The following is a 25,366-nucleotide window of genomic DNA, read 5'->3' on the forward strand; positions in this document are numbered from 1 at the left end:
CTTAGTTAAAACTGAATTAGTCCAGCATTCCTGCTCTTTCCGCATCCTTGGGTTCGGGCCATGTCATTGGTTCTCCCGTTCTTTTGCTTACAGGCAGTTTTATCTTTTCCCTGGAAGTGGTTTCAGGATCTTCGCTGGCCATATACGCCAGAACAGCAGTAAGGATCACATTATTCTTAACATCATCAAAAACGATCTTATCGTAGGTATCCCTGTTGGTATGCCAGGTGTAGTTCCAGTAATCCCAGCTTAGCGAGCTAAGATTAAATGCCGGTGCCCCGGCGGCTACAAAAGAAGCATAATCTGAGCCTCCCCTTCCCGGTGTGCCGGGGAAATCTGTATTTATATGCTGAGTGATATCCTCTGGTACCTCGTAAAGCCAGTCACCCAAATAATCGTAAGCATGCAGGAATCCGTTCCCCGAAATATCTACCACTCTCCCGGTCCCGTTATCCTGGTTGAACAAGGCCTGGACCTTTTCAACGATCTCGGGATGATCCTTTACAAAGGCTCTGGACCCGTTCAATCCCTGTTCCTCACTTCCCCAATGCCCCACCAGGATGGTCCTTTTAGGATTAGGGTATAATTTCTTAAGGATACGCATGGCTTCCATCATTACGATGGTTCCTGTACCATTATCGGTTGCCCCGGTAGCGCCATCCCAGCTATCGAAATGAGCTGAAAGGATCACATATTCCTCTGGCTTTTCTGTTCCCTTGATCTCGGCAATAGTATTAAAGGTTGGCATCTCCCCAAGTTCTGAAGACTCTGCCACGATCTTTAGTTCAGGCCTGTCGCCATATTCTGCCAGCCTGAACAACATCCCGTAATCTTCAAGGGAAACATCAATGGTCGGGATCTCTTCGGTATAAGAAGAAAATACTTTGTTCACTCCAAAACCACGTGACCAGCGCGAACTTATGATCCCTTCGGCTCCAGCTGCTTCCAGAGCCTTAGGTAATTCCCGGTAATCTAATCCTGTACGCTCTATCCTTTCTTCCCATTTCTTATCCAGCGAATCTCGTTCAGCCTTCATTTTAGAAAAAGAATCTTCAGTTGCCCACTCTTCCCAGTTATCGTCTGGCCTTCCTGTTGGCTGGGGCATGGAGATCATTACAAATTTTCCTTTAACCGACTTCAGTTTATCGATAAAATCCAAAGAGTCCTTAGCATTGGGAAGTATCATCACTTCTGCCGTAATCCCTTTCTTTCCGGTAGAAGGGCTCCAGGCCAGCTGCCTGGCCTCCAGGCTTTGTATCCTGGGTGAGATCATATCTACATGGGTAATTCCCCTTTCCCAGCCTTTCCATTTCCCCCATTGTTCGTTCCTGGCGGTAATATCCCAGCTGCTATATTTTTTCACGGCCCAGTCATGAGCATTTTTCATTTGTGGGGTGCCTACAAGTCGTGGCCCCACCACATCAAGGAGTTCATGGGCCAGAACTTTCAATCGTGAATTCTCATTAGCCTCCTGCACGATCTGGGAGACAATTTCCTGCCTGCTCTGGGCAGTTAGAATACTGCTGCTTAGAAATAATAACAGCAGAACAGAGAGTAGTTTGTTGGTCATAAGTGAAATTTTAAGTGGTAAATTAAGGATCTACAAGATCGTATTTTTTTGAATAACATTCATATTAGACCTAAGCTCCGGCAGTTGGTTTAAGTGGGCACAAATTTTAATTATCTTGGCGGGACAATATTTTCGGCCTTCAGGGCCAAAGAAAACTTTAAAAACAAAGAAGGCATGCTAGACATTGATTTTGTAAGAAAGCAATTCCCATCCCTGGACGGGGATTTCATATTTATGGATAACGCCGGTGGTTCACAGGTACTGGGAAATGTGATCGAACGCATTAGCGGATATCTTTTACACCATAATGTGCAGCTGGGTGCTTCTTATTCGGTTTCTGAAGAAGCCGGCAGAAAACTGAAATTTGCCACCTCCCAGATCGCACAACTGCTGAACGCTTCCCGGGATGAAGAAGTGGTAATTGGTTCTTCCACGACCATGCTGCTGCGTATTCTAAGCCTTAGCATTAGTAAACAATGGAAAGAAGGAGATGAGGTGATTGTAACCGATACCGATCACGAAGCCAATGTATCTCCCTGGATGGACCTTGAAGAAAAAGGGATCAAGGTTAAAATCTGGCAGGTAAATAAAGAAAGTCTTGAATTAGAATTATCTGAACTCAAAAAGCTTATGGGCCCTCGTACTAAACTGGTCGCGGTCACACATGCCTCGAATTTACTGGGAACCATTAATCCCATCAAGGAGATCTCGAAAGAAGTGCACAAGGCCGGAGCCCTTATATGTGTAGACGGGGTAGCCTATGCTCCTCACCGAAAGGTTGATGTGCAGGAACTGGATGCAGATTTCTATACCTTCAGCTGGTATAAGACCTACGGGCCTCACCTGGCGGTGATGTACGGTAAATACGCTGAATTGCTTAAGCTGGACAGCCTTAACCATTATTTTATCGGGAAAGATGCTGTTCCCTATAAACTGCAACCCGGGAATTTCAATTTTGAGCTGACCTATAGCATCCTGGGTATCACCGAATATTATTCTGAACTCTGCAAGCATCATGAAGAGACTGGGCTGCCCGGGTTCAGCCAAAGGCTTTCCAAGGCTTTTGAACTGATTTCTGAGCACGAGCAGCAACTTGCAGAGAAGCTTCTAACCTACCTCAACTCTATCCCAGAAGTAAGAATCATTGGGAATACCTCGGCAGATTCAAGCCTTCGGGTTCCAACAATTTCCTTTGTACATGAGAATTTTAAAAGTGATGAGATTGTGGAAAAAGTGGATCCGCATAGAATAGGGATCCGTTTTGGAGATTTTTACGCTAAAAGGCTGGTGCAGACATTAGGACTGGAAAACAAGAACGGCGTGGTAAGGGTTAGCCTGGTACATTACAACACCCGGGAAGAGGTGGAAAAACTGATCTCGGTATTCCGGGGAATATTTTCATAGGGCATCATTGATTCCAAAACAAGCTAAAACACATCTTCAGCCTCCAGTATTACTGATAAAGAGAAAATTAAATCAAAAGGAAAGCTGGCTATCTATAATAATAACGGTTAAGACGGTTAAGAGGTACTTTGATACCTGCAAAGAAGGCCATTCTCCTTACATTATCGGCGACCACTTCCAGCAGCTCCACCTGGCCACCCAGTTCAAAAGTAATATGGTTCCTTATACGGTAGGAAGTAGATAATTTCAGGGGAACTGTGATCACCCGAACATCTTCTTCCAGAACCTTTCCGCGGTAATCGGGAAGCTCCTGTATAAATGCCAGCCCCACTCCTCCGCCAAAATGTAGGTTGCTTATCTGCCTGAAGGGATCCACATTCACATAGGGCATGAAGGTTATGGAATTATAATATTCCCCACTGGGGAGTTCGGCTGAAGTGGTTCGCTGAAAATAGAGCTCAGCGCCCAGACCCAGTTTAGGCCGGAAGTAATAGATCGCATACAGCCCCGCGGCATAGTTCGGCTCGAATCCCGAAGCAGAATGCCGGTCGCCCTCTTTATTGTTCAAAACACCGTCTGCCACCAATAAGGTGGTATGTTCATAATTGAACATAGGACCAATTTCATAATCCTTATACCGCTGACCATAACTACTAATCGAGAAAAGGAGTATATATAATAAAAACAGCTTTCTGATCATGATATTGATTCCTTGTCAAATTAAAAAGTGCAGGTAATATGTTTCGAATTTAAAGAATAAGCCTGAAACCCTCAAGCAGATTTAAGATAAGCTTTATTAGTTTTTCTAAGGCAGATAAAAATGAGAATTACATGAAATTAGTCTTAAAACAATAGACAATTCATAAAGTTTGATGTTACGGAGCAATTGAGTCAATTAAACTTTCAATATTTTTAAGATTTTATTAAGATTTCAATATTTTCGACCGCATTTTAAAAAATAAACAATATGAAATTAAGAAATTACCTGAACTATATGGCTGTTGCTACAGTAGCCTTAGGTTTATTTTCCTGCGAAAAGGATGAAGCTTATCTTGAAAACTCGAATGTGGAAAATTCAAAGATCGGCACCAATATCAATCAATTTGAAAATTTCAACAAACAGTCATTAGATCTTAAAGTCGATACAGATTACATCAAGGATTTTGGATTAAAAATACCGGAATTAGATGCTGTGGAGCCTTCTGCCTGTTCCACTACTGCCTTTAATACCGTTACTTCCAATGCATATGGCGAACTGGTAACTTCAATCGTCAAGATCTGGGATCGAAAGAGCTATACACCAATTGACCTGGTATATGGAGATTATTTTACGATCAATAACTATGCTGCACAATTAGGAATTAACGCAGGATATTTCGGAAAAGATGGTGAATACACCAATTATGTAAATAATCAGAAAAGGGGTCTGGAACAATTCTGGAATATGCCCGATATGATCAGGGTTCATGGACAACATACTAAAACCCTAGCAGATCTTGAAGTAATTGAGTTCATGTATACCTATTACAGTGACTTTGGTTTGGTCGCAGATGATCCGACCCTGGATGAGAATGATGAAATCGTACAAGAGGGTGCTACTATAAAAGAACTTCTGAGCATAGCCGAAAAATTTAATACCAACAGCGACCAGATCCCTGAAAACGTTGTATATGCTTCAGATGCATTTGCTACCAGTAACGGTACCATAGTGCTTGGAGATGGTATTATTGAATTACTAACAAGGACCGGATTAGAGGATAAAATCGTTATTTCCAGCATCCTTTCTCATGAATGGGCACACCAGATACAATTTGCTAATTTTACCGACTGGAGCTATCCAGTAGATGCTTTTGCCAGAACTCCGGAATCAACAAGGATGACCGAATTAGAAGCCGATTTCTTAACTGGATTTTACCTAACTCATAAAAGAGGTGGAACCTATAACTGGAAAAGAGTAGAAGAAGTATTAACTAACTTCTATTTTATTGGAGATTGCGGATTTGAAAATAAAGGTCACCACGGAACTCCTATCCAACGCTTAAAATCGGCTAAAGCTGGTTATGATTTTGCTCAGGCAATACAGGAAAAAGGATTTCTTCCTACTGCCACTGAAGTTCATTCAGAATTCCTGAATAATTTCGATGATATTTTATAATTCCAGGAAGAGGACAAATAAAAAAGCCCTGCGATTGCAGGGCTTTTTTATTTTATAATTTTTTCAGGCCTTTAAGCTCTGTTTTATCTGCCTCCATGATGCTAATGGCGTAACCACCACCCGGCATGGATTTCTGGGAAAGCTCAGATTTGCTGTTTACCCTGTATTTTTTGATTTCGTATGCCTGCGGATTAGTTTTATAGTGAGCATCGGGAGCATCGGCATAGACCGTGGCGATATAGTCTTTACCTTTTTCAAGGAAGTCGAATTTTATTTTGGACGTTCTTGTCTCATTCCCGTTCACATTCCCCACGAACCAGTTATTGGCTCCTTTTTCCTTCCTAGCCACGGTAACATAATCTCCGGGTTCTGCTTCCAGGTAAACACTCTCGTCCCAGTCTATGGCCACATCTTTAATGAACTGGAAGGCATCGGGAAACCTCATATAGTTCTCTGGCAGGTCTGCCGCCATCTGTAAAGGGCTGTACATGGTCACATAAAGCGCCAGTTGGTTGGCCAGCGTTGAGTTCACATGAGAAGAATTATCCGGGTTGAGCTTGCTCAGGTCCATTTCAAATATTCCCGGGGTATAATCCATTGGCCCGCCAATAAGCCTGGTAAAAGGCAATACGGTCACGTGGTTTGGTTTAGAACCGCCAAAAGACTGGTATTCGGTTCCCCTTGCCGACTCGTTCCCGATAAGGTTTGGATAGGTTCTGGCGATCCCTGTAGGTCTAACCGCCTCGTGGGCATTTACCATGATATTGTAATCTGCTGCTTTTTCCAGGGCATACTGGTAATGGTTCACCAGCCACTGGCTGTAATGGTTCTCTCCCCTTGGAAGAATATCCCCTACATACCCGCTTTTTACCGCCGGATATCCATATTTGTTCATGAACTGGTAAGCGGTATCCAGGTGTCGCTCGTAATTTCTTACCGATGATGAAGTTTCATGGTGCATGATCATTTTCACGCCCTTACTTTCAGCATAATTTTGAATCTCTTCAACATCAAAGTCCGGATAAGGGGTCACAAAATCGAAAACATAGTCCTTGGAGTGCCCAAACCAGTCTTCCCAGCCAATGTTCCAGCCTTCAACCAAAACTCCATCAAAACCATGCTCAGCAGCAAAGTCTATATATTCCTTGACATGCTCAGTGTTCGCGGCATGATTTCCGTTAGGTTTGGCGGCTTCAAAATCGGTTTCTCCAAGTTTTACCGCTTTGTATTCATCGGTATAGTTCCAGGAACTTTTCCCGGTGATCATTTCCCACCAGACTCCGATATATTTCATAGGCTTGATAAAGGAAGGATCTTCAATAACAATGGGCTCATTAAGATTGTAAGTCATTCTGGATGCAAGGATATCACGGGCATCATCACTTACCATGATGGTCCTCCAGGGAGTTTCGGTTGGCGCCACCAGGTAGCCCTTATCTCCATTCACATCTGGAGTTAACCAGGATTCAAAGACCATGTTTTCATCGTCCAGGTTCAGGTGCATGGTAGAGTAGTCTACAAGAGCGGCCTCGTGAAGATTGATATAAAGACCGTCATCAGTTTTCATCATCAGGGAAGTTTGCACTCCCGTTGGTGAGAACGAGGTCTGGGAAAGGTTTTCGGTAATAGAGGATTCCATTTCTCCCCTTATTTCTGAAAGTTTAGACTCGGTATAATCATATTCCTGGGTATCATAATCTCCAGGGATCCAAAATGCCGTGTGATCACCGGTCATGGCGAACTGGCTTCTTTCTTCCTTTATCACAAAATGTCCCAGGTTGTTTTGCTGCGGAAATTCGTACCTGAAACCAAGACCCTCATTAAAAAGCCTGAAGCGAATCACCAGCTCCCTGTTCGTAGAAGGCTGAAGCAGGTTTACTTCAAGTTCGTTATAGTGGTTCCTGATCTCTTTCTCTTCTCCCCAAATCGGTTCCCAGGTATTATCGAAAGTTTCTTCCTCGGTATCTTTTATACTGAAACCCGAAAGCAGGTCTTTTTCTTCCTTAAGGTCAAAGCCCAGTTTACTTGGCTTAATAACCGTTTCTCCTTTATAAGAAAGGTTGTAAACAGGTGTACTGTCTGCGGTAAGTTCGAATCGCATTTCAAGTTCTCCGTTAGGGGACTTGATACTCTGGGCAATTCCAAGGTTTACCGCCATTAAAATAAAAACTGAAAAGAGAATTTTTTTCATAATTGTTTTTTGGATAAAAATACCCGGTTTGCCCGGGCGACTGTCATTTAGGTTTATATAATTCTTACTGTATCGCCTGTTTCAGGTCGTTGATAAGGTCTTCCTCATCTTCTACCCCCACGCTCAGTCTTATGAGCGAATCTACTATCCCGGTCTTTTTTCTTTCTTCCGCCGGAATGGAAGCATGGGTCATGGTAGCCGGATGTCCGGCCAGCGATTCTACCCCTCCAAGAGATTCCGCGAGGGTAAAAATCTTAAGATTCTCCAGGATCTTCCTGGCTCCATCCAGGCTATCTTCTTTGGTTGTAAACGAGATCATCCCGCCAAAATCTTTCATTTGCTTTTTCGCGATCTGGTGATTGGGGTGATCTTCAAAACCCGGCCAGTAAACCTTGTCGACCTTAGGATGAGACCCAAGATACCTGGCCACAGCTGCCCCGTTTTCACAATGTCGCTGCATGCGCAGATGCAGGGTTTTAATGCCTCGCAGTACCAGGAAACTATCCATAGGCCCGCAAATGGCTCCGCTGGCGTTCTGAATAAAATAAAGTTTGTCTGCCAGTTCCTTATCATTTACTACCAGGCCTCCCATAACCACATCGCTATGCCCGCCCAGGTATTTCGTCGCGCTATGCATAATGATATCAGCACCCAGGTCCAAAGCCTGCTGCAGATATGGTGTAGCAAAGGTGTTATCTACTGCCAATAACAGTTCATGTTTTTTAGCAATGCTGGAAACTTCGGCAATATCTATGATATTCATCATAGGGTTGGTAGGAGTTTCCACCCAGATAAGCCTGGTATTTTCATTGATATGCTTTTCTATATTCCCCGCTTCCTGCATTCCCACAAACCGGAATTTGATCCCAAGACCATCGAAGATCCTGGTGAATAACCTGTAGGATCCTCCATAAAGATCGTTGGTGGAGATGATCTCGTCTCCGGGTTTGAAAAGTTTTAGAACGGCATCTATAGCTGCAAGTCCAGAGCCAAAGGCAAGGCCATAAATTCCATTCTCCAAGCTGGCCAGGGACTTTTCCAGGGCAGTCCTGGTAGGATTGGCACTTCTGGAGTATTCATAACCCTTGTGCCCGCCCGGCGTACTCTGTGAATAGGTACTGGTCTGGTAAATTGGAGGCATCACAGATCCGTATGCCGGGTCTGTATTTTCCTGGCCTCCATGTATGGTTTTGGTGTTGAACTTCATATTTCAAATTTATTTGACCCTAAAGGCAATTAGCCAGGCCAGTTTCGCAAGCAGCTAATAACGGTGCAGGACCGGCGGCAGGCTTCAGAAAAATCGAAAAACAAATGTAGTGAGCCGGTTGGGCAATCACAAAATTGCCTTTACCTTTATCTTGTTATTTAACACCTGTAAATTTTGAAAAGACTTTTACCTGCTCTTATTGTTCTATTTAGCTGTTTATCCTGTGGAGAGGATAAAAAAGAGACTGAAACCGAAGAACTGAAACCACTCTCATTCTCCTCTAAAACCATCGAGGAAAAACTGGACAACTGCCAGCCGGAGAATGGTGACTGCACTTTTATAAACCTGAACTTCCCGGTTGCTGAAAATGGACGAGGTGAGGCTGAAAAAATAAATAAGAATATTGAACTCTTCCTGCTGAACACCATAGATTACAATGACGAAGGGGAAGCAAGGAAACCAGAGGAGCTGGCCAGAAATTTCATTGAGGATTACCAGGAAACCGCCAGGGAATTTCCTGAATACGAATTGCCCTGGGAAGCGACCATCACCGGTAAGTTAGTATACCGTTCTCCTGAGATCATTTCCTTAAAATTCAATACCGACATGTTCACTGGTGGGGCCCACGGTTACCGAAGTACCAATTACCTCAACTTCGACCCGATAACGGGAGAAAAACTAAAGCCCGAAGCTATTTTCTCTTCAGAATTCATAGATTTTGTGGAAAAGGATTTCAGAGAAAAACAGGACATCCCTATAGATTCTAACATCAACAGCACAGGAATGTTCTTTGAAAATGACGAATTTCACCTGCCGGCGAATATTGGCTTTACCCGGGAAGAGATCATTTTGCATTACAACGCCTATGAGATCGCGCCCTATTCGGCCGGGAATTTTGTGCTGAGTTATCCAAGAGAGAGCGTTCAGCAATTCATAAAACTGAAGAAAGATTCCCTTCCGGAATCGTAACAGGCCTTCAGAATTCTTTAAAAATTACGTTCTTTGCATTTGAAAATCTTCAGCCATGAAAAAAATCTATCATCTACCTACCTGCGATACCTGTAAACGAATTCTGATAGAACTGGATGCCCCGGAATCCTTCATCTTACAGGATATTAAATCTGAAGAGATCACCGAAGAACAACTAGACGAAATGCACGAGCTTTCGGGAAGTTATGAAGCTTTGTTCAGCAAAAGAGCCAGGCTCTACAAGGAAAGGGACCTGAAAAACAAGAACCTGCAAGAAGAGGATTACAGGAAGCTGATCCTGGAACATTATACTTTTTTAAAACGTCCCGTCATCCTTAACGGGAACGAAATTTTCATTGGCAATTCCAAAAAAAATGTAGCTGCCGCGAAAGAATCTATACATGGATAACAGCCGGGTACTGGCTATCCTGGCCGCTTTTGGTGCAAGTGCGATCTACGGGGTGAACCACACCATCGCCAAAGGGCTTATGCCTTTATATATCGAACCTTTCGGATTCATCCTGTTAAGGGTCACCGGTGCAGCCATCCTTTTTTGGATCATCAGCCTTTTTGCTCCGAAAGAGAAAATAGCAACTTCAGACTGGCCCAGGATACTGGGGTGCGCCGTTTTTGGGATGGTGATAAACATGCTTTTCTTTTTCAAAGGACTTAGCCTTTCAACTCCCATCAACAGTTCGGTGATCATCACGCTATCACCGGTAATGGTATTAATACTGGCGTCCATTCTTATAAAGGAGCGTATCACCCTGTTAAAAACACTCGGGATTATCATAGGCATGGCGGGAGCCCTGGTCCTGGTACTGTTCAGCAAGGACGAAAATATGAACGCGCCAAATATTCCCATGGGCAACGTACTCTTTATTGTGAACGCATTTTCGTATGGCTTATACCTCATCCTGGTAAAACCACTTACCAAAAAATACCACGCGATCACCCTGATGAAATGGCTTTTCTTTATCGCCATTTTTATCAATCTTCCGGTAACTTATTCAGAATTCGTAGCGGTGGACTGGGCGAACCTGCCTTTTGAAGCCGTCTGGAAAATGGGGTTCGTGGTGCTGGGCACCACCTTTATGACTTATCTGCTGAACATTTACGCTTTGAAACAGCTTTCCCCCTCAACCATAAGTGCCTTCATTTATTTGCAGCCCTTGATCGCCATAAGCTTTGCGATCGCCGTTGGTGCAGACCAGCTTAACCTTGTGAAAGGAATCGCCGCTGCCCTCGTATTTATAGGGGTTTATATGGTGAGCGTAAAAAAGACAAAGATCAAGTCCTAGCTATATTATTAATTCCGAAAATTGCTTATGCAGGAATCTGAACTGTTAATCTGAGAACAGAAGATCATCATATAAATCGTCCAAGATTATCCACAGGATGACTATGCTAGCCACAAAACCTATTGCAGCGGTGGCTATCGCGGATCCTGCTGTGTTTTTCACCTGGAATTTTTTATAATTATTCGGATCAATAAGGTAGGCCGTAAAACCTGGATAGCCCAGGTTTGCCGGCTCCCTATCTTTGAATTTGTTCTGGTAAAAAAATGAATTTTTGGCCAGAGCGTAGAAATTGCTGTCTTTCTCTATCAGTTTGTAGAAAGGATAGGATTTCCCTTCATCATCAAGCATACGGAACTTTTTCTGGGATGCTACCACTTCCTGCGGGCTGTAATTCTTGTTGTAGTAAATAGTGCAGCTGTAGAAGAGCAGGATTAACGCCAATCCCGGAATAATATGGTTGAAGAGATCTTTCATACCCGATCATTTTTAAAAGATCAGGGGCCGGAAATATAAAATTAGGTATAATTATTTGATTTTCAGAGGCTTAATCCGTTTAACCAACTGAAAAACAGAGTCTTGTAATTTGGATCAACTTGCAGCCCTGATCAGTTCAAGAAGTTCATTTTCGGGGATTTTATCAGACACACCCGTTTTGTTTCCTAAGTACTCCTTTAATTCTCCATCTGTAATATCATAGGTTTCCTGTAATCCTTTTATGATCGTGTTCAGGTAAGCCTTATCGGGTTTATTGATCTCATCTTCTAGATAAGTTTCGCTTGTAAAGGTGATCACAGGCCTGCCTTCGATCTCCCCTAGGTAAAGCAGCATCCCGTATCTGCCCTGGTTCATACAATCATAACTACCATGTTCGATTAGTTCCTGAAAATCGATATGTAAGCGACCTTCGAATTTCAATTCCTGGCGTACCAGGTCTATAAACTGGCCGGAGCTAATAAGATATCTCCGGCCCAGTGTATTTATTTTTTTATTTCTTTCAGGATCCAGGAAGCAGATACCGCCACCATTCCAGGTTGGAGATTCCTTGGCAAAATACATCTCGTGAGGTATGCTAATACTGGCTCTATCTTTTGGTTTTGTGGTATCCTCGCAACCGGTAAAATGCTTCAGGGCTCCTGGTGGTGTCCCTCCGCTAATATAACACAGGAAGCGTTCTTCACGAATGTTAGAACCGTAACAGGCATACCAGACTTCATCTATCCCTTCCGTCATAAAATTACATGGCATTTACCTCTTCCGGAGTGATATCCTGAGGTCTTTTACCATATTTACGGGTATCTTCCTTAGTGAGTATTCTAAAATCTTCAGATTTTGGAGTATGATCCAGCTTATAATAAAGCTCTTCTGGGAGTACGGTAAGCTTACGCTTTTCCAGATCTATCCAGGATCCCATCATTTCACAGGTCGCACAGTTCTTCCCGTTATGATCGTAGATCTTATGAACGAACTCAAAATACATCCCGTCTTCAGAAAGACCACTTAACTCAAGGCTCACTGTAACAGGTTCACCTGCGAAGATCTCCTTGAAATAATATATATGTTCGTAGAATACTATGGGGCCAAGGTTGTAATGAGAAAGCTGCTTCTGGCCAAAACCATTATCCATGAGGAAGCTCATCCTGGTATGGCTCATAAAATTTATAAAGGCCGAATTCGCCAGGTGCCTGTTAGCATCCAGGTCACTCCACCTAATTTCGAATTTCTTAGTGTACATGTCTTCAATTTTTTCAAAACTAGCAATAATTAGTAATCGTGCATACCTTATCTTGCCTAAGTTTATATTAAAATTTGGATAAGATGCCAGTGCTGAAGGATAACTATACACCGCCCGGAATTTTCAAAAATGCAGATGTTTCTACCATTTATTCGGCCAAGCTTCGGAAGGTTGAAATGCCTGTTTACGAAAGGGAGAGAATAGAACTTAGCGATGGTGACTTTATCGACCTGGACTGGAGCTATTCCCGGAGTTTTGAATCAGATAACCTGGTTATCCTTCTGCATGGCCTGGCCGGTGACACCGGCAGGCCGTATATGAGAGGAATGGCCAAAGCCTTTAATCTTAAGAACTGGGATGCCCTGGCCATGAATTTCCGTGGTTGCAGTGAAGAGCTCAATCGTCTTTACAGGAGTTACCATGGTGGCGCCAGCGATGACCTGGCAGAAGTGATCACCCATGTGCTATCCCTAAAAAAATATCGTCGTATCATGCTCGTAGGATTCAGCCTTGGGGGTAATATGATGCTGAAATACCTTGGCGAGAATCGAAGCAGGCCCGATGAGATCCTTGGCGGGGTAGGCATTTCTGTTCCCTGTGACCTGGCAGGTTCGCTGGGAGCGATCAACCGGATGCGCAATTTCGTATATTCCAAAAGATTTGAACTAAACCTGAAACAACACCTGTACGAAAGAGCAAAAAAATTTCCCGATAGGCTGGATAGAAAACAGATCTCGGCATGCAGCTCACTGCGGGATATCGATGACCTGTATACTTCAAAAGCTCATGGATACAATAATGCTGCAGATTACTATGAAAAGGCCAGTGCCCTGAACTTTTTGCCTGGCATAAAAAAACCCACCTTGATCATCAATGCCGCTAACGACAGTTTTCTATCCAAAAAATGCTACCCGAGGGATATTGCTGAAAGATCTGATAATTTATTCCTTGAAATTCCCCAGTATGGCGGGCATGTAGGATTTGTAACTTCCGGCGATATATTTTACCACGAACAGCGCGCTACAGAGTTCATGGAATCCCTGTTATAGACCAGTCATTTAGGGCCCCAGACAAAGGCCTTATAAATTGTAGATGCTATAGAATTGATTATCTTTGCGCAAGCTTTTAAAATTCAGGCATGATTCAATCAATGACAGGCTTCGGGAAAAGCATCACTCAAATTCCCAATAAAAAGATCACTGTAGAGCTAAAATCTCTGAACAGTAAGAATTTTGACCTGAATGCACGCATTCCTTCCCAATACCGGGAAAAGGAACTGGACCTTCGCACGATCATCTCGAATTCACTGGGCCGCGGCAAGGTAGACCTTTCAATTTATGTGGAATATACCGGTGAACAGACCTCGACCAATGTGAATACCGAAGTGGTTAAAAACTACATGAACCAGCTTAGGGACATCGTAAACGCCAGCGAGGTTGAATTGCTGAAAATGGCTGTAAAGATGCCGGATGCCCTGAAGACCGAAAGGGATGAAATAGACGAGGAAGAGTTAAAGGCTATTGAAGGGGCGGTGAAAGATGCGCTTACCGAGATCAACAGCTTCCGGACAGATGAGGGTAAAGCTTTGGAAAAGGACCTTAAGCTAAGGATTTCCAATATCCAGGATTTGCTCGAGCAGGTGATTAAAATGGATCCGGACAGGATAGACGGGGTAAGAGAGCGACTTCGTAAAGGCATCGAAGAGATCAAGGAGCAGGCAGACGAGAACAGATTTGAACAGGAGATCGTTTACTATATCGAGAAATTCGACATTACAGAAGAAAAAGTAAGGCTGGAGAACCACCTGGATTATTTTCAGAAAACCCTGGACAGCAAGGATTCCAACGGAAGAAAACTTGCCTTTATCTCCCAGGAAATAGGAAGGGAAATAAATACCATTGGCAGCAAATCTAACTACGCGCCCATGCAGCAGCTGGTTGTGCAAATGAAGGACGAGCTGGAAAAGATTAAAGAACAAATTCTAAACGTACTCTAAATGAGCGAAGGTAAACTTATCGTCTTTTCTGCTCCGTCGGGATCAGGTAAAACCACGATAGTACGTCACTTATTAAGACATCCTGAACTGAAACTGGATTTTTCCATTTCGGCCACTTCCCGCGAGCCCCGCGGAAATGAAGTAGATGGCAAGGATTACTATTTCCTTTCCCTGCAAGACTTCAAACAAAAGATAAAGAATGACGAATTCCTGGAATGGGAAGAGGTGTACCGTGATAATTTCTACGGAACTTTAAAAAGCGAGGTAGAGCGTATCTGGAAAATGGGTAAACACGTCATCTTCGATATAGACGTGGTAGGCGGATTGGACATCAAGACCATCTACCCGGAAAAGACCCTGGCAGTTTTTGTAAAACCACCAAGTATAGAGGAGCTGAAGATACGTCTTAAAAAGAGGAAGACCGAAAGCGATGACAAGATCAATATGCGTGTGGCCAAGGCTTCCATTGAACTGGCAACTGCCCCTCAATTCGATTTCATTATAGAGAACAACCATTTGGGGACCGCTTTAAAAGAAGCCTACAATTTGGTAGCAAATTACGTGGGAGCAGAAAAACCAGAGGAATGAACAGAAAGGTAGGCTTGTTCTTCGGGACCTTTAACCCTATTCATGTAGGTCATCTTATCATCGCCAATCATATGGCCGAATATTCAGATCTGGAAGAAATCTGGCTGGTAGTGACCCCACATAATCCGCATAAGAAGAAAAGCAGTCTTCTTGATAATCACCATAGATTGGAAATGGTCTATAGGGCTTGCGAAACTTACGAACACCTGAAACCAAGCAATATTGAGTTTGGCCTGGAGCAACCGAATTATACGGTCAAAACACTGGCACATTTACAGGAAAAATATCCCACCAACGAATTTTGCCTGATCATGGGGGAGGATAACCTTAAAAGCTTTCATAAATGGAAGAATTACGAGGTCATCCTGGAAAATCATGAAATATACGTGTACCCAAGGATCGCTGCGGGAAGCATGGACGAGCAATTCGCCGGACATCCTAGGATAAAGAAAATAGACGCTCCTATCATAGGCATATCATCTACTTTTATTAGGCAATCAATTAAAGATTCTAAGAATGTGAGACCTTTACTGGATGAAAAGGTCTGGCAGTTTATAGATGAGATGAACTTTTACCGGAAATAAGGTAAAAGACTGTTCAAAAATCTCTTGGTGATATTCGATTTAGCTGATTGATCCTACTTTTTTCATTGTGGAACTACAAGCATTAGGACGTCGACTGTCCTCAGTTTAACATCCTCAAAATCTCCAAACAGTCTTTTATTACTTTTTATCTCTTGCTATCCATCGGCGGAATCCTGAGTACCTGCCCCGGATAGATCTTATCTGGATCCTGTAACATTGGCTTATTGGCCTCGAAGATCAAAGGATACTGGTTTGGATCTCCATAATGTTCTTTCGAGATCTTACTCAAGGTATCTCCTCTCTCTACGGTATGGAAAACAGCTTCCGGCTCCTTGTTCTGCACGTCCATACGGTCGTCTACCTGGGAAATGCCTTCAGAATTACCCACTACTAGGATGATCTTTTCCCTGGTAGCCTGGTCCAGGGCCTTCCCTGACACCACGGCCATATCGTTTTCTATATGTATTTTTAAATTTTCAGCTTTAAGATTCAGGTCGGTAATGGTCTGTTCCAGTTTCCTGGCTGCTTTCTCATTCTCTTTTTGATCTGTCTCGGTATTCACCTCTTTAGATTTGGACTTATCGATCCCAAAGACCTTCTTGCCTGCATCTTTAATAAATGAAAATATACCCATATCGTTGATTTGTAGTTAGTTATTTAAATGTACAAAAGAGAGGCTGTTTTGCCCACCTTACTTCTGCTAAAGTTTTCCAAAAATATATCTGGGCTTAATTAAAAAAACCGCCTCTGGCGAGACGGCTTTTTCAACTAAATAACCAACCAAAAAAACTAAGACGTACTTTCCACTTTAATGTAGGGAAAGAACAATTTTATAACGGCCTTGCCATGATTAGATTGTATGGGCCGGGAAAAGCAATTGTTAAAGTTTACTGGCGTCTCATTGTGATATTCGCAATAAATATTCCTAAAACAAGAGAAAACCTTTATATCCCTGTAAATTTGACTATTTTTGAGGCAGAGAATGAATTAATATGGATAAAACTCCTAGTTTCGGTGTAATTGGTGGTGGTAGCTGGGCTACCGCAATTGTAAAAATGCTATGTGAGAACCTCGATAATGTGAACTGGTATATGCGCAGTGTATATGCCCTGGAGCACATAAAAAAACAGGACCACAACCCTAATTACCTGAGCTCGGTAGAATTCGATGTAAACCAGCTTAGTCTAAGCAACGACATCAATGAGGTGGTGAAAGCTTCAGATTATCTCATATTCGCCATTCCTTCAGCTTTTCTGAAAAGGGAGCTCGACGCCCTTACGGTACCATTAAGTGACAAGGTGGTATTTTCAGCAATTAAAGGTATCGTTCCCGAAACCAGCCTTATCGTTGGTGAACATTTTAATGAATACTTTGATGTCCCCATGGAGAATATCGGCATTCTAACAGGACCATGCCATGCTGAAGAAGTTGCCCTGGAACGACTTTCCTATTTAACCGTTGCCTGCCAGGATGAAAAAAAGGCCGAACTGGTCGCAAGTTTCCTTGCCAGCGATTACATCACCTGCAAGACCAGCGATGATGTAATAGGGACCGAATATGCTGCTGTTTTAAAGAACATCTATGCTATCGCTGCTGGAATCGCCCATGGACTGGGTTATGGAGACAACTTCCAGAGTGTGCTTATGAGCAACGCCATTCGCGAAATGAAGAAATTCATCAAGAAGGTTCATAAGATGAAAAGGAATATTAACGACTCTGCTTACCTTGGAGACCTTCTGGTTACCGGATATTCGATTTTTAGCCGTAACCGAATGTTCGGCAATATGATCGGGAAAGGATATACGGTTAAGAGCGCCCAGATGGAGATGAGCATGGTCGCCGAGGGCTATTATGCCACTGAAAGCGCTTATAAGATCAATAAGGAAAAAGGAGCCAAGACCCCTATCATCAACGCGGTCTACGCCATTCTTTATGAAGGAAAGAACCCAAAAAAGGTCTTTAATAAGCTGGTAGACAAGCTGGATTAATTTATAAGTTTTTTCCTACTTATTTTATATAACGAACTGGGTTTTAAAACTTTTCGCCGATTTTTTTGTTGTTATTACAGAATTTAATACTACTTTTATCCTACCAAAATTCTAATTAACCAAATTTATCATGAACAAAAAGTTATTCATGCTTAGCCTTGGGCTGGGTCTTTTTCTTATAGGCTGCCAGTCTGATGTTAACACAGAAAATCCTGAAGAGATCAACGAATTTCAGGAATCAAATAAAGAAGTAAAGCACGATGTAAACAAATGGCACGTTCCTGAGGGTGAAGGATTCACAGCCAATGGTTTTAAACTACACCAGGCCGGATATTTCCAGGGTGCGCTTGCAGACTGTGATACTTATGCCCATTATGAGGGTGGTGATAACCTGATCGTGGTAGAAGACGATCCTCAATCTTATCATGGTGAAGTTAATGTAAAGAACATTTCAGTGAACGACCAGCTGAATATCTGCGGAACCGTTAGAGTAAATAATAATGTAAAGGTTAATTACAGGGGTATTTTTAATCTGGGAGGTGAACTTTTTAACGAAGGTGACCTGAGAATTAACTATGGCGGCCATCTGGTTGTTGAAGGAAACGTGGTAATTAAAGGAGATCTTGAACTTAACAAGGGAGCCCTGGTTAAATTCATAGGTGATAATAGTTCTATTGAAGTACTTGGTAAAACCAGAATTCATAAGGACGTGACCATCGAGGGAAATTTCAAGGACATTTCTAACAAGATAAACTAAGCTTTCAGGTTAATTAAGCCAAGCTGTTTCATAAAAAAAGGCCGTTCATTGAACGGCCTTTTTATTTCTAATTTTTTATCTGATTACTTTGCAAGAATCCCTTTTTCTGGGATCACCGGAATTTCGCTTACCGCATTTTCCGTGATACTGTTTTTAGGAAAACTGAACTTCTTATCATACATCTTCGAATCCTTGAAGTAAGTGACCTTAAAATCATTATTAAGGGCCAGCACATCGTCTTGGAGAAACTCTATCTTGGCAAAATTGCCGGCAGGTAACTTTTCGATCTTGTGACGCATCAATGAGGTCTCTTTTTTCTTATCATGTCCCTTAGAAACAATTAGAACCATTTCAAGATCCTCTTCAGAAGCATTGATAAGGTACACGTTCCATTCCTTAACCTGGAACTCTTCATTAAAGACCTTAACTGCCGCTACATGAACGTCTTTAACCTCAGGTATTTCTATATCCTTTTTCAAAACTTTTCTTTTGTCTTTTTCTTGATCTTAGACCATAATATCCAGAAAACCAGTGCCGCTACTGACAGCAGGATAAGTCCCAGCCCCAGTTTTATCAATGCGATCACGAAGGTTGCATAGATAATGGCGCCAAGGATTATTGCGGCCAGTACGAGTAGCAAGGTCCTGTTCATTACAGGGCCGATTTGAACTGTTCCAGGAATCGAAGATCGTTCTCATAGAACATACGTATATCTTCTATCTGGTACAAGAGCATCGCAATCCTTTCTATTCCCATTCCAAAGGCGAAGCCCGAATACTCCTGCGGATCTATATTACAATTCCTCAATACATTTGGGTCTACCATTCCGCAGCCCATGATCTCCAGCCAGCCGGTACCTTTGGTGATACGATAATCGGTTTCAGTTTCAAGCCCCCAGTAAACATCTACCTCGGCGCTAGGCTCGGTAAATGGGAAATATGAAGGTCTCAGCCTGATCTTGGATTTTCCGAACAATTGCTTGGTAAAATACAGGATGGTCTGCTTCATATCGGCAAATGAAACATCCTTATCTATATACAAACCTTCTACCTGGTGGAAGATACAGTGTGACCTGGCCGAAATGGCTTCATTCCTGAAAACCCTTCCCGGAGAGATCGTCCTGATTGGCGGTTTGTTCTCTTCCATATATCTCACCTGTACCGAAGAAGTATGCGTTCTAAGCAGGATATCGGGATCTGTCTGGATAAAGAATGTATCCTGCATATCCCGGGCGGGGTGATATTCCGGAAGGTTAAGGGCAGTAAAGTTATGCCAGTCATCTTCCATCTCTGGTCCTTCAGACACATTGAAACCAATATTTGAAAAGATTTCGGTGATCTGATTCTTTACGATCGATATCGGGTGCCTTGAACCAATTTCCACAGGCTCTGCAGGCCTGGTAAGGTCTCCGTAGATCCCTTTTTCTTCCTGGCTGTTCTCCAGTTCTTCCTTCAGGACATTCACTTTTTGCTGAGCCGAGGTCTTCAGTTCATTGATGGCCTGCCCAAAAGCTTTCTTTTCTTCGTTGGGAACGTTCTTAAATTCAGCAAAGAATTCGTTCAGGATCCCTTTTTTCCCAAGATATTTGATTCGAAATGCTTCGATCTCATCTTTTGTCTTAGCATTAAAGCTTTCAACATCAGCTATATGTCCTTTAATTTTATCGATCATAGGTGATTTAATTTCGGAAGCGCAAATTTAATAAAATTTAAAGCTTAACCACTTCTTTTGGCGGCTTATTCGGTTCTTACTTATCTCTAATCTTTACCGCTTCGGTAAGTTTATCATTATAAATATAATTGATAAGGAAAAAAACCGAAAGCGCCCCGAAACAATGCCAGAGCCAGTGGGTGCCCATAGGGAAGATATAGATGAACCTGTCCATCACCCTGAAGCTTATGGCCAGGCCAAAACTTAAAAAAGCAAGTAAGACCAAGCCCCAGTTATGCATTTTCGTGGTAAAGAAATAAGCCAGGATAGGTAATAAAAGCCCTATGGCCGTGCCTATATAACCTACAGAGGTCTTAATGGAAGGAGGCCATGGGATCATCCTGATACCAAAAACCAGGAAAAGTATTACCCCAAGCATTATTATCCTGTTGGTCCTGGAGACCTTCAGCTTAATACTGTAATAGATAGAAACCGCCAGACACAATATTATGATGGGAAGCCAGTCCATATACATCCATACATCGTGGCTCCTGGTAGCATGGTAAACCGTTCCCCCAACGAATCCCAAAAAAAGTACCGGCAGGCTCCAGGCCAGGAATCGATGATTCTTATAGTCCCGGTACACTTTTACCGAAAAATAGATGATAATGATTAAAAAGAAGATATTGCTGTACGTATTATATGGCTCCACGGGTAATCTACCGGCGAGGGTTTCCTGGTAAATGGGGCCGCTATCCTTAGGAAAGGAAAGCAAAATAGGTACGAGGTTCATTTATGAAATGTATTCTTTTTCCATAAAATATTGCACAATAGCTTCTTTCATTAACACCGACTGTTCCCCGGCCTTAAGTGTGGGAAGTTGTTCCTTGACCTTGAAATGAGGCCATCCGTCTTCATCATAAAAATCGAACTCATAATAGCCGTAAGGTTCCAATAAGGTACATATGGCGATATGCATAAGGTCGAGTTTATGATCTTTTTTATATCTGCGATGGGGCTGTCCCAGCTCCTGCACTCCAATGAGGTAAATTATAGCATCCAGCTCCATTAATTCCCCGTCTGCAAACTGGTCTGAAAGTTTTTTCTGAACCTGCTCCCATCTCTCTTTTAATTGTTCGTCTCTTGCCATATTGCAAAGATACCATCTAGATTTAATAATTAATTATATTTGATTTATGAATACCGTAGATATTATCTTGAGCCTGGTACTGCTTTATGGGCTGGTACGAGGCTTTTTTAGAGGTTTGCTCACCGAACTGGCTTCACTTATAGGCATCGTGGCCGGGATTTATGGCGCGGTACATTTCTCCCATTTTTTAGGCGAGATCCTTTCCAACTATCTAGATTGGGAAACCCAGTATATAAACCTTATAAGTTTTGCCTTCACTTTCGTGCTTATCGTTTTTCTGGTATCCCTTGTGGGTAAAATGCTAACCAAGGTCGCGGCCTTTGCCGCACTGGGGATAGTAAACAAACTGCTGGGAGGAGCTTTTGGCTTGATTAAAGCTGCCTTTGTAGCCAGTGTGATCATTATGTTCTTTAAGGCAACCAATGAACGTATAGAGATCGTGGAAGACGAGACGCTGGAAGATTCTATCCTTTATAATCCGGTAAAAAGTATCGCCCCGGTGATTCTCCCCTCTATTATAAAACAGGTAAAGGAAAGGGACCTGCTGGATACCGATGAAGTAGAACAGGTTTCCTTAAAATAAAAGATCTGGAACATTGCTGCTCCAGATCTCCATCTTTCTTTTCATAGCCTATCCCGGCCAGATAAACGAATTACAACAAAGTAACTTTCCCGGTGGATATTGAATAAACACCACCCACGATCTTAATTTCTCCGTTATCTTCCATTTCTTTTAGAATAGGACTCTTTTCCCTGATCCTGTTCATGGTTAGCTTCACATTATTTTCTACCACATCGGCAACAAAGGAATTGTTTTTCGAGTTCCTTTCACCATCTGTATTGGTAGCTTCTACTGCTGGCCTAATATTGCTTAACAGGTGGGTTATATTTCCCAGTTGCACGTTATCACAGGCAGCCTTTACCGCTCCGCAAGCCTCGTGGCCCAGAACAAGTACCAGCTTGCTGCCGGCTACCTTACAGGAATATTCCATGCTTCCCAGTATATCTTTATTCTCAAAATTACCGGCAACCCTGGCTGTAAAGATATCTCCAACACCCTGGTCAAAAATGGTCTCTACGGGAACACGCGAATCTATGCAACCAAGCACAACGGCCTGTGGCCATTGGCCACCACTCGTCTGCTCGATCTGGCTGGCATAATCCCTTTGATGCATCTTGTGATCTACAAATCTTTTGTTCCCGTCCATTAGATCTTTTAAAACATCATCTGGACTAAGTTTAGACTGCTTTTCTTTATTTATAATTTCTTTGATCATAATTAATATTTTAGTTCTTGCTGGTTAAAATTAAGCTGGTTTTTTCTCTAATTCAAAGAACTGCCGGTAACTTTCAGGATTTTCAACAGTTCCTCTTTCTGAAACGATCTTGATATCGATGTTCTTTTCTTCAGCCTTTATCTTGAAATCGTCCAGAATATCTATGATATCGCTATCCAGATACTTGGTATTGGTCACATCCATGATTAAGTAAGAATTATCCTCAAGCTTGTTTAGCTCTTTAAGGATCGCCCCCTTATTGATAAAAGTAACCTCTTCTGCCAGTTTCATTTTGATGGTTTTTCCGCCATTGTCCAGGTTTTCTATGTGCAGAAAGTGAGAGTTCTGGTAACTCTTGATAAGGATCACGCAGATACCTACCACAAGTCCTAAACTGATACCTATTAGAAGGTCGCCAAATACGATCCCTGTAATGGTTACCATGAAAGGCACGAACTGCTTCCAGCCGGCCTGGTACATCTGAGCAAATAAGGATGGTTTCGCCAGTTTATAACCAACCAGGAAGAGTATGGCAGCAAGTACCGAAAGCGGAATATAATTCAGGATGTTCGGGATGATCACAATGGAGATTAGCAATAAGAACCCGTGCATGATGGCAGACATTTTTGTTTGCCCTCCAGACTGGATATTGGCAGAACTTCTTACGATCACCTGGGTGATAGGAAGTCCTCCAATAAGTCCCGACATCACGTTACCGGTTCCCTGGGCAAAAAGCTCACGGTTGGTTGGTGTGGTCCTTTTGTGAGGATCCAGTTTATCGGTCGCTTCCACACATAGTAGTGTTTCCAGACTGGCTACCAGCGCAATTGTAAATCCGGTGATCCAGATCTCCAGGGTGCCGATCATTTCCAGGGAAGGAAGGGTGAATTGGCCAACAAACGAATCAAAACTATCTGGCACCGGTACGTTTACCAGATGATCTGCTGAGATCGATAAGGTTTCAGAATCCTTGGTTAACAGGTAGAAAACAATACCTACCACAACAGCTACCAGCGGCCCCTGTACCAGTTTGAAGAATTTACCTTTTTTAGAAAGCACCGCTTCCCAAAGCACCAGGATGGTCATTCCTATCACAGCGATGATGGTTGCCCCGGGGCTAATATTGTTTACCATATTGAAGATCTCTGAAAAGGTATTTTCTCCATCTACCTGGAAAAAGGCCCAGTCTCCCTGCGGGTCGCTGTCGTAACCAAAGAAGTGTGGGATCTGTTTCAGGATAATGATAATCCCGATACCCGTAAGCATCCCCTTAATAACCGAGTTTGGAAAATAATAGCCAATGATTCCGGCTTTTAAAAGGCCAAATCCTATCTGGATAACACCTCCAATAACCACGGCAAGCAAAAGGTTTTCATAACCAAGGCTGGAAATAGCGGCAAGCACGATCGCAGCAAGGCCTGCTGCCGGTCCGCTTACCCCGAGACTGGAACCACTAATACCCCCTACAACGATCCCACCTATTATTCCGGCAATTAATCCTGAAAATAATGGTGCTCCACTGGCCAGGGCAATTCCAAGACATAAGGGAATGGCCACAAAAAATACGACAATACTTGCCGGAAAATCTTTATTAAGATGTTTAAACATAATACACGTGTTTTTACAGATCCTAACAGTCTGCAATAAAATTTTAATTAATTAGGTTTAGGGAGATAACCAAAGGCTGTCCCCAAGCTTCCAGACCTGGAAGCCAATAAATCGAAATGTATTATGCCTGTTTTGGAGGTGGCGAGCTTATGGAAAGAAATACGTTATAATTGATCTCCTTGTAATAATGTCCATCTGTCTTCTGGATCTGGAGAAAATGTATGCTCTCGTAATTAGAGAAGCTTTCTTCCAGGGTATATTCTAAATTGATCTGATTCTTGGTAGAGCTTTCTTCTTCATTCAGGTTATAGGCAATAGATATATCCACATTCCTGTCTATTAAAGTGATCACCGTAGGCGAGAACAGAAAGGAAATGAATATAAATGCTAATATGTATGAAAAAGTCTTCACAAAGCTAAAATAAGGGTTTTACGTCTAAAATACTTAAAAAGCGCAATATCTTAACGAAAAACAATAATATGAAAAACTTATAACTTTCTCAATCCTTCCTTATTTACCCAGCCCTGGGCACCGTTGGCGAGTTCTATCCTGTACCAATCCTGGTAATCTTCAAGCACCCTTGCCTTGGTCCCTTCATGAAGCTCGAAACTGGCTTCTCCCCTTAGGTTAGGCTCTTCACGAACGTCTATTTCTTCTTGGAATACAATTGCGTACTGGTTATCCTGAATATAGGCTTCCTGCTGGAAGGCGAAAATTACCGAGATAACGCATAATAGAATACTTAACATCGCCCCTGCAAAAAGGATCCTTTTGTAAAGCGGACGATAGGTGAAATAATACAACAGGAATAAAATAACGAAAAGCACAGAGAGCACTATAGAGATTACTGCCCATGTAGAAAAATTGAAAGTGGAGATAAGCCCGTTCATCCACTGGTTCATCCCGGTTTCTTCCACTTTTTCTATATCGTCTATAGCCATATTCCTGGCAAATTCGATATTGTTTTTTATATCCTTATCGGTAGGGTCCAGCTGAAGCGCTTTTTCATAATAGAAGATGCTCGGCGCCACGTGATTCATTTTATAGTGGGCGTTCCCAAGGTTGAAATACAGCTCTGCAGAAATTTCACCATTATCTATGATCTGCTCATAAGTATTAATGGCTGCCTCATAATTCCCATCCTGGTATGCCGCATTGGCTTCTTCGAACAAAGCTTCATTCTGGGTAAACCCGGTAAAGCTCAGGAATAGAATACAAATCAAAATTAGCTTTCTCAT

Annotated in this window: 29 protein-coding genes; 12 read left to right on the top strand and 17 right to left on the bottom strand. The window is 42.5% G+C overall.

Annotated features, from left to right (window positions below):
• Window positions 1-16: 16 nt before the first annotated feature.
• The gene (locus FLP08_RS14285) at window positions 17-1,570 is read right to left on the bottom strand and encodes a M20/M25/M40 family metallo-hydrolase (RefSeq protein ID WP_156277701.1); all 1,554 of its coding nucleotides are present in this window, start codon (window positions 1,568-1,570) and stop codon (window positions 17-19) included.
• Between the two features lie 174 nt (window positions 1,571-1,744).
• On the opposite strand from FLP08_RS14285, the gene FLP08_RS14290 reads away from it, so the two are divergent.
• On the top strand, window positions 1,745-2,974 hold the full coding sequence (locus FLP08_RS14290; RefSeq protein WP_156277702.1) for a cysteine desulfurase-like protein: 1,230 nt from the start codon (window positions 1,745-1,747) through the stop codon (window positions 2,972-2,974).
• An 88-nt stretch (window positions 2,975-3,062) separates the two neighbouring features.
• Here FLP08_RS14290 and FLP08_RS14295 read toward each other — a convergent pair whose 3' ends face one another.
• Complete coding sequence (locus tag FLP08_RS14295) at window positions 3,063-3,674, bottom strand: hypothetical protein (RefSeq protein ID WP_156277703.1); 612 nt, start codon at window positions 3,672-3,674, stop codon at window positions 3,063-3,065.
• A gap of 267 nt (window positions 3,675-3,941) precedes the next feature.
• Here FLP08_RS14295 and FLP08_RS14300 point away from each other — a divergent pair, with 267 nt between their 5' ends.
• Window positions 3,942-5,129 (top strand): hypothetical protein, encoded by a 1,188-nt coding sequence (locus tag FLP08_RS14300; protein WP_156277704.1) that lies wholly within the window; start codon window positions 3,942-3,944, stop codon window positions 5,127-5,129.
• Window positions 5,130-5,181: 52 nt separating this feature from the next.
• On the opposite strand, the gene FLP08_RS14305 is transcribed toward FLP08_RS14300, so the two are convergent.
• Window positions 5,182-7,320 carry a glycoside hydrolase family 97 protein gene (locus FLP08_RS14305; RefSeq protein ID WP_156277705.1) on the bottom strand — a complete coding sequence of 713 codons (2,139 nt, stop codon included), beginning with the start codon at window positions 7,318-7,320 and terminating at the stop codon, window positions 5,182-5,184.
• Window positions 7,321-7,384: 64 nt separating this feature from the next.
• Window positions 7,385-8,527, bottom strand: coding sequence for a cystathionine gamma-synthase (locus FLP08_RS14310; protein ID WP_156277707.1), 1,143 nt, complete (start codon window positions 8,525-8,527; stop codon window positions 7,385-7,387).
• Between the two features lie 174 nt (window positions 8,528-8,701).
• On the opposite strand from FLP08_RS14310, the gene FLP08_RS14315 reads away from it, so the two are divergent.
• The 3 genes from FLP08_RS14315 to FLP08_RS14325 are packed head-to-tail and all read left to right on the top strand — an operon-like array spanning window position 8,702 to window position 10,797.
• Window positions 8,702-9,496 (top strand): DUF3298 and DUF4163 domain-containing protein, encoded by a 795-nt coding sequence (locus tag FLP08_RS14315; protein WP_156277709.1) that lies wholly within the window; start codon window positions 8,702-8,704, stop codon window positions 9,494-9,496.
• Window positions 9,497-9,551: 55 nt separating this feature from the next.
• Window positions 9,552-9,905, top strand: a complete 354-nt coding sequence (locus tag FLP08_RS14320) for an arsenate reductase family protein (RefSeq protein WP_156277711.1) — start codon at window positions 9,552-9,554, stop codon at window positions 9,903-9,905.
• Window positions 9,898-10,797 (top strand): DMT family transporter, encoded by a 900-nt coding sequence (locus FLP08_RS14325; protein ID WP_156277713.1) that lies wholly within the window; start codon window positions 9,898-9,900, stop codon window positions 10,795-10,797. The genes FLP08_RS14320 and FLP08_RS14325 overlap by 8 nt, the downstream gene beginning before the upstream one ends.
• Window positions 10,798-10,842: 45 nt before the next feature.
• Here FLP08_RS14325 and FLP08_RS14330 read toward each other — a convergent pair whose 3' ends face one another.
• The 3 genes from FLP08_RS14330 to FLP08_RS14340 form a co-directional block, all read right to left on the bottom strand.
• Entirely contained in the window at window positions 10,843-11,271 is a 429-nt protein-coding gene (locus FLP08_RS14330) for a hypothetical protein (RefSeq protein WP_156277714.1), read from the bottom strand.
• 114 nt (window positions 11,272-11,385) lie between these two features.
• On the bottom strand, window positions 11,386-12,027 hold the full coding sequence (locus tag FLP08_RS14335) for a hypothetical protein (protein ID WP_156277716.1): 642 nt from the start codon (window positions 12,025-12,027) through the stop codon (window positions 11,386-11,388).
• A gap of 4 nt (window positions 12,028-12,031) precedes the next feature.
• Window positions 12,032-12,529, bottom strand: a complete 498-nt coding sequence (locus tag FLP08_RS14340; protein ID WP_156277717.1) for an acyl-CoA thioesterase — start codon at window positions 12,527-12,529, stop codon at window positions 12,032-12,034.
• An 83-nt stretch (window positions 12,530-12,612) separates the two neighbouring features.
• On the opposite strand from FLP08_RS14340, the gene FLP08_RS14345 reads away from it, so the two are divergent.
• From FLP08_RS14345 to nadD, 4 genes are all read left to right on the top strand, one after another.
• Window positions 12,613-13,578, top strand: coding sequence for a YheT family hydrolase (locus FLP08_RS14345; protein ID WP_156277719.1), 966 nt, complete (start codon window positions 12,613-12,615; stop codon window positions 13,576-13,578).
• Between the two features lie 89 nt (window positions 13,579-13,667).
• Window positions 13,668-14,525, top strand: a complete 858-nt coding sequence (locus FLP08_RS14350) for a YicC/YloC family endoribonuclease (protein WP_156277721.1) — start codon at window positions 13,668-13,670, stop codon at window positions 14,523-14,525.
• Window positions 14,526-15,113: a guanylate kinase gene (gene gmk / locus FLP08_RS14355; RefSeq protein ID WP_156277723.1), complete on the top strand. Its 588-nt coding sequence runs from the start codon at window positions 14,526-14,528 to the stop codon at window positions 15,111-15,113. It begins immediately after the preceding gene.
• Window positions 15,110-15,697 carry a nicotinate (nicotinamide) nucleotide adenylyltransferase gene (gene nadD / locus FLP08_RS14360; protein ID WP_156277725.1) on the top strand — a complete coding sequence of 196 codons (588 nt, stop codon included), beginning with the start codon at window positions 15,110-15,112 and terminating at the stop codon, window positions 15,695-15,697. Before gmk ends, nadD begins: the two co-directional genes overlap by 4 nt.
• Before the next feature lie 145 nt (window positions 15,698-15,842).
• Here the strand turns inward: nadD and lysM are convergent, their stop codons facing one another.
• A complete protein-coding gene (gene lysM, locus FLP08_RS14365; RefSeq protein ID WP_156277726.1) occupies window positions 15,843-16,331 on the bottom strand; it encodes a peptidoglycan-binding protein LysM in 489 nt (162 codons plus the stop codon).
• A 358-nt stretch (window positions 16,332-16,689) separates the two neighbouring features.
• Between lysM and FLP08_RS14370 the strand changes: the two genes are divergently transcribed.
• Together FLP08_RS14370 and FLP08_RS14375 are read left to right on the top strand one after the other, a co-directional pair.
• Window positions 16,690-17,685 (top strand): NAD(P)H-dependent glycerol-3-phosphate dehydrogenase, encoded by a 996-nt coding sequence (locus tag FLP08_RS14370; protein WP_156277728.1) that lies wholly within the window; start codon window positions 16,690-16,692, stop codon window positions 17,683-17,685.
• Between the two features lie 130 nt (window positions 17,686-17,815).
• Window positions 17,816-18,442, top strand: a complete 627-nt coding sequence (locus tag FLP08_RS14375) for a hypothetical protein (protein WP_156277729.1) — start codon at window positions 17,816-17,818, stop codon at window positions 18,440-18,442.
• Window positions 18,443-18,525: 83 nt separating this feature from the next.
• On the opposite strand, the gene FLP08_RS14380 is transcribed toward FLP08_RS14375, so the two are convergent.
• From FLP08_RS14380 to FLP08_RS14395, 5 genes are all read right to left on the bottom strand, one after another.
• Window positions 18,526-18,921, bottom strand: coding sequence for a hypothetical protein (locus FLP08_RS14380; protein WP_156277730.1), 396 nt, complete (start codon window positions 18,919-18,921; stop codon window positions 18,526-18,528).
• A complete protein-coding gene (locus tag FLP08_RS16425) occupies window positions 18,918-19,094 on the bottom strand; it encodes a hypothetical protein (RefSeq protein WP_202912781.1) in 177 nt (58 codons plus the stop codon). The genes FLP08_RS14380 and FLP08_RS16425 overlap by 4 nt, the downstream gene beginning before the upstream one ends.
• Window positions 19,094-20,113: a phenylalanine--tRNA ligase subunit alpha gene (pheS, locus tag FLP08_RS14385; protein WP_156277731.1), complete on the bottom strand. Its 1,020-nt coding sequence runs from the start codon at window positions 20,111-20,113 to the stop codon at window positions 19,094-19,096. The genes FLP08_RS16425 and pheS overlap by 1 nt, the downstream gene beginning before the upstream one ends.
• Before the next feature lie 76 nt (window positions 20,114-20,189).
• Window positions 20,190-20,885 carry a hypothetical protein gene (locus FLP08_RS14390; RefSeq protein ID WP_156277732.1) on the bottom strand — a complete coding sequence of 232 codons (696 nt, stop codon included), beginning with the start codon at window positions 20,883-20,885 and terminating at the stop codon, window positions 20,190-20,192.
• The gene (locus tag FLP08_RS14395; protein WP_156277734.1) at window positions 20,886-21,242 is read right to left on the bottom strand and encodes a hypothetical protein; all 357 of its coding nucleotides are present in this window, start codon (window positions 21,240-21,242) and stop codon (window positions 20,886-20,888) included.
• Between the two features lie 46 nt (window positions 21,243-21,288).
• Between FLP08_RS14395 and FLP08_RS14400 the strand changes: the two genes are divergently transcribed.
• The gene (locus tag FLP08_RS14400; RefSeq protein WP_156277736.1) at window positions 21,289-21,825 is read left to right on the top strand and encodes a CvpA family protein; all 537 of its coding nucleotides are present in this window, start codon (window positions 21,289-21,291) and stop codon (window positions 21,823-21,825) included.
• Window positions 21,826-21,895: 70 nt separating this feature from the next.
• Here FLP08_RS14400 and FLP08_RS14405 read toward each other — a convergent pair whose 3' ends face one another.
• The 4 genes from FLP08_RS14405 to FLP08_RS14420 form a co-directional block, all read right to left on the bottom strand.
• Window positions 21,896-22,519 carry a carbonic anhydrase family protein gene (locus tag FLP08_RS14405; protein WP_156277737.1) on the bottom strand — a complete coding sequence of 208 codons (624 nt, stop codon included), beginning with the start codon at window positions 22,517-22,519 and terminating at the stop codon, window positions 21,896-21,898.
• Between the two features lie 30 nt (window positions 22,520-22,549).
• A complete protein-coding gene (locus FLP08_RS14410) occupies window positions 22,550-24,127 on the bottom strand; it encodes a SulP family inorganic anion transporter (RefSeq protein ID WP_156277738.1) in 1,578 nt (525 codons plus the stop codon).
• Between the two features lie 121 nt (window positions 24,128-24,248).
• Window positions 24,249-24,539, bottom strand: coding sequence for a hypothetical protein (locus FLP08_RS14415; protein ID WP_156277739.1), 291 nt, complete (start codon window positions 24,537-24,539; stop codon window positions 24,249-24,251).
• 77 nt (window positions 24,540-24,616) lie between these two features.
• Window positions 24,617-25,366 (bottom strand): tetratricopeptide repeat protein, encoded by a 750-nt coding sequence (locus tag FLP08_RS14420; RefSeq protein ID WP_156277740.1) that lies wholly within the window; start codon window positions 25,364-25,366, stop codon window positions 24,617-24,619.

The sequence above is a fragment of the Christiangramia aestuarii genome, assembly GCF_009735585.1.
Classification (GTDB): domain Bacteria; phylum Bacteroidota; class Bacteroidia; order Flavobacteriales; family Flavobacteriaceae; genus Christiangramia; species Christiangramia aestuarii.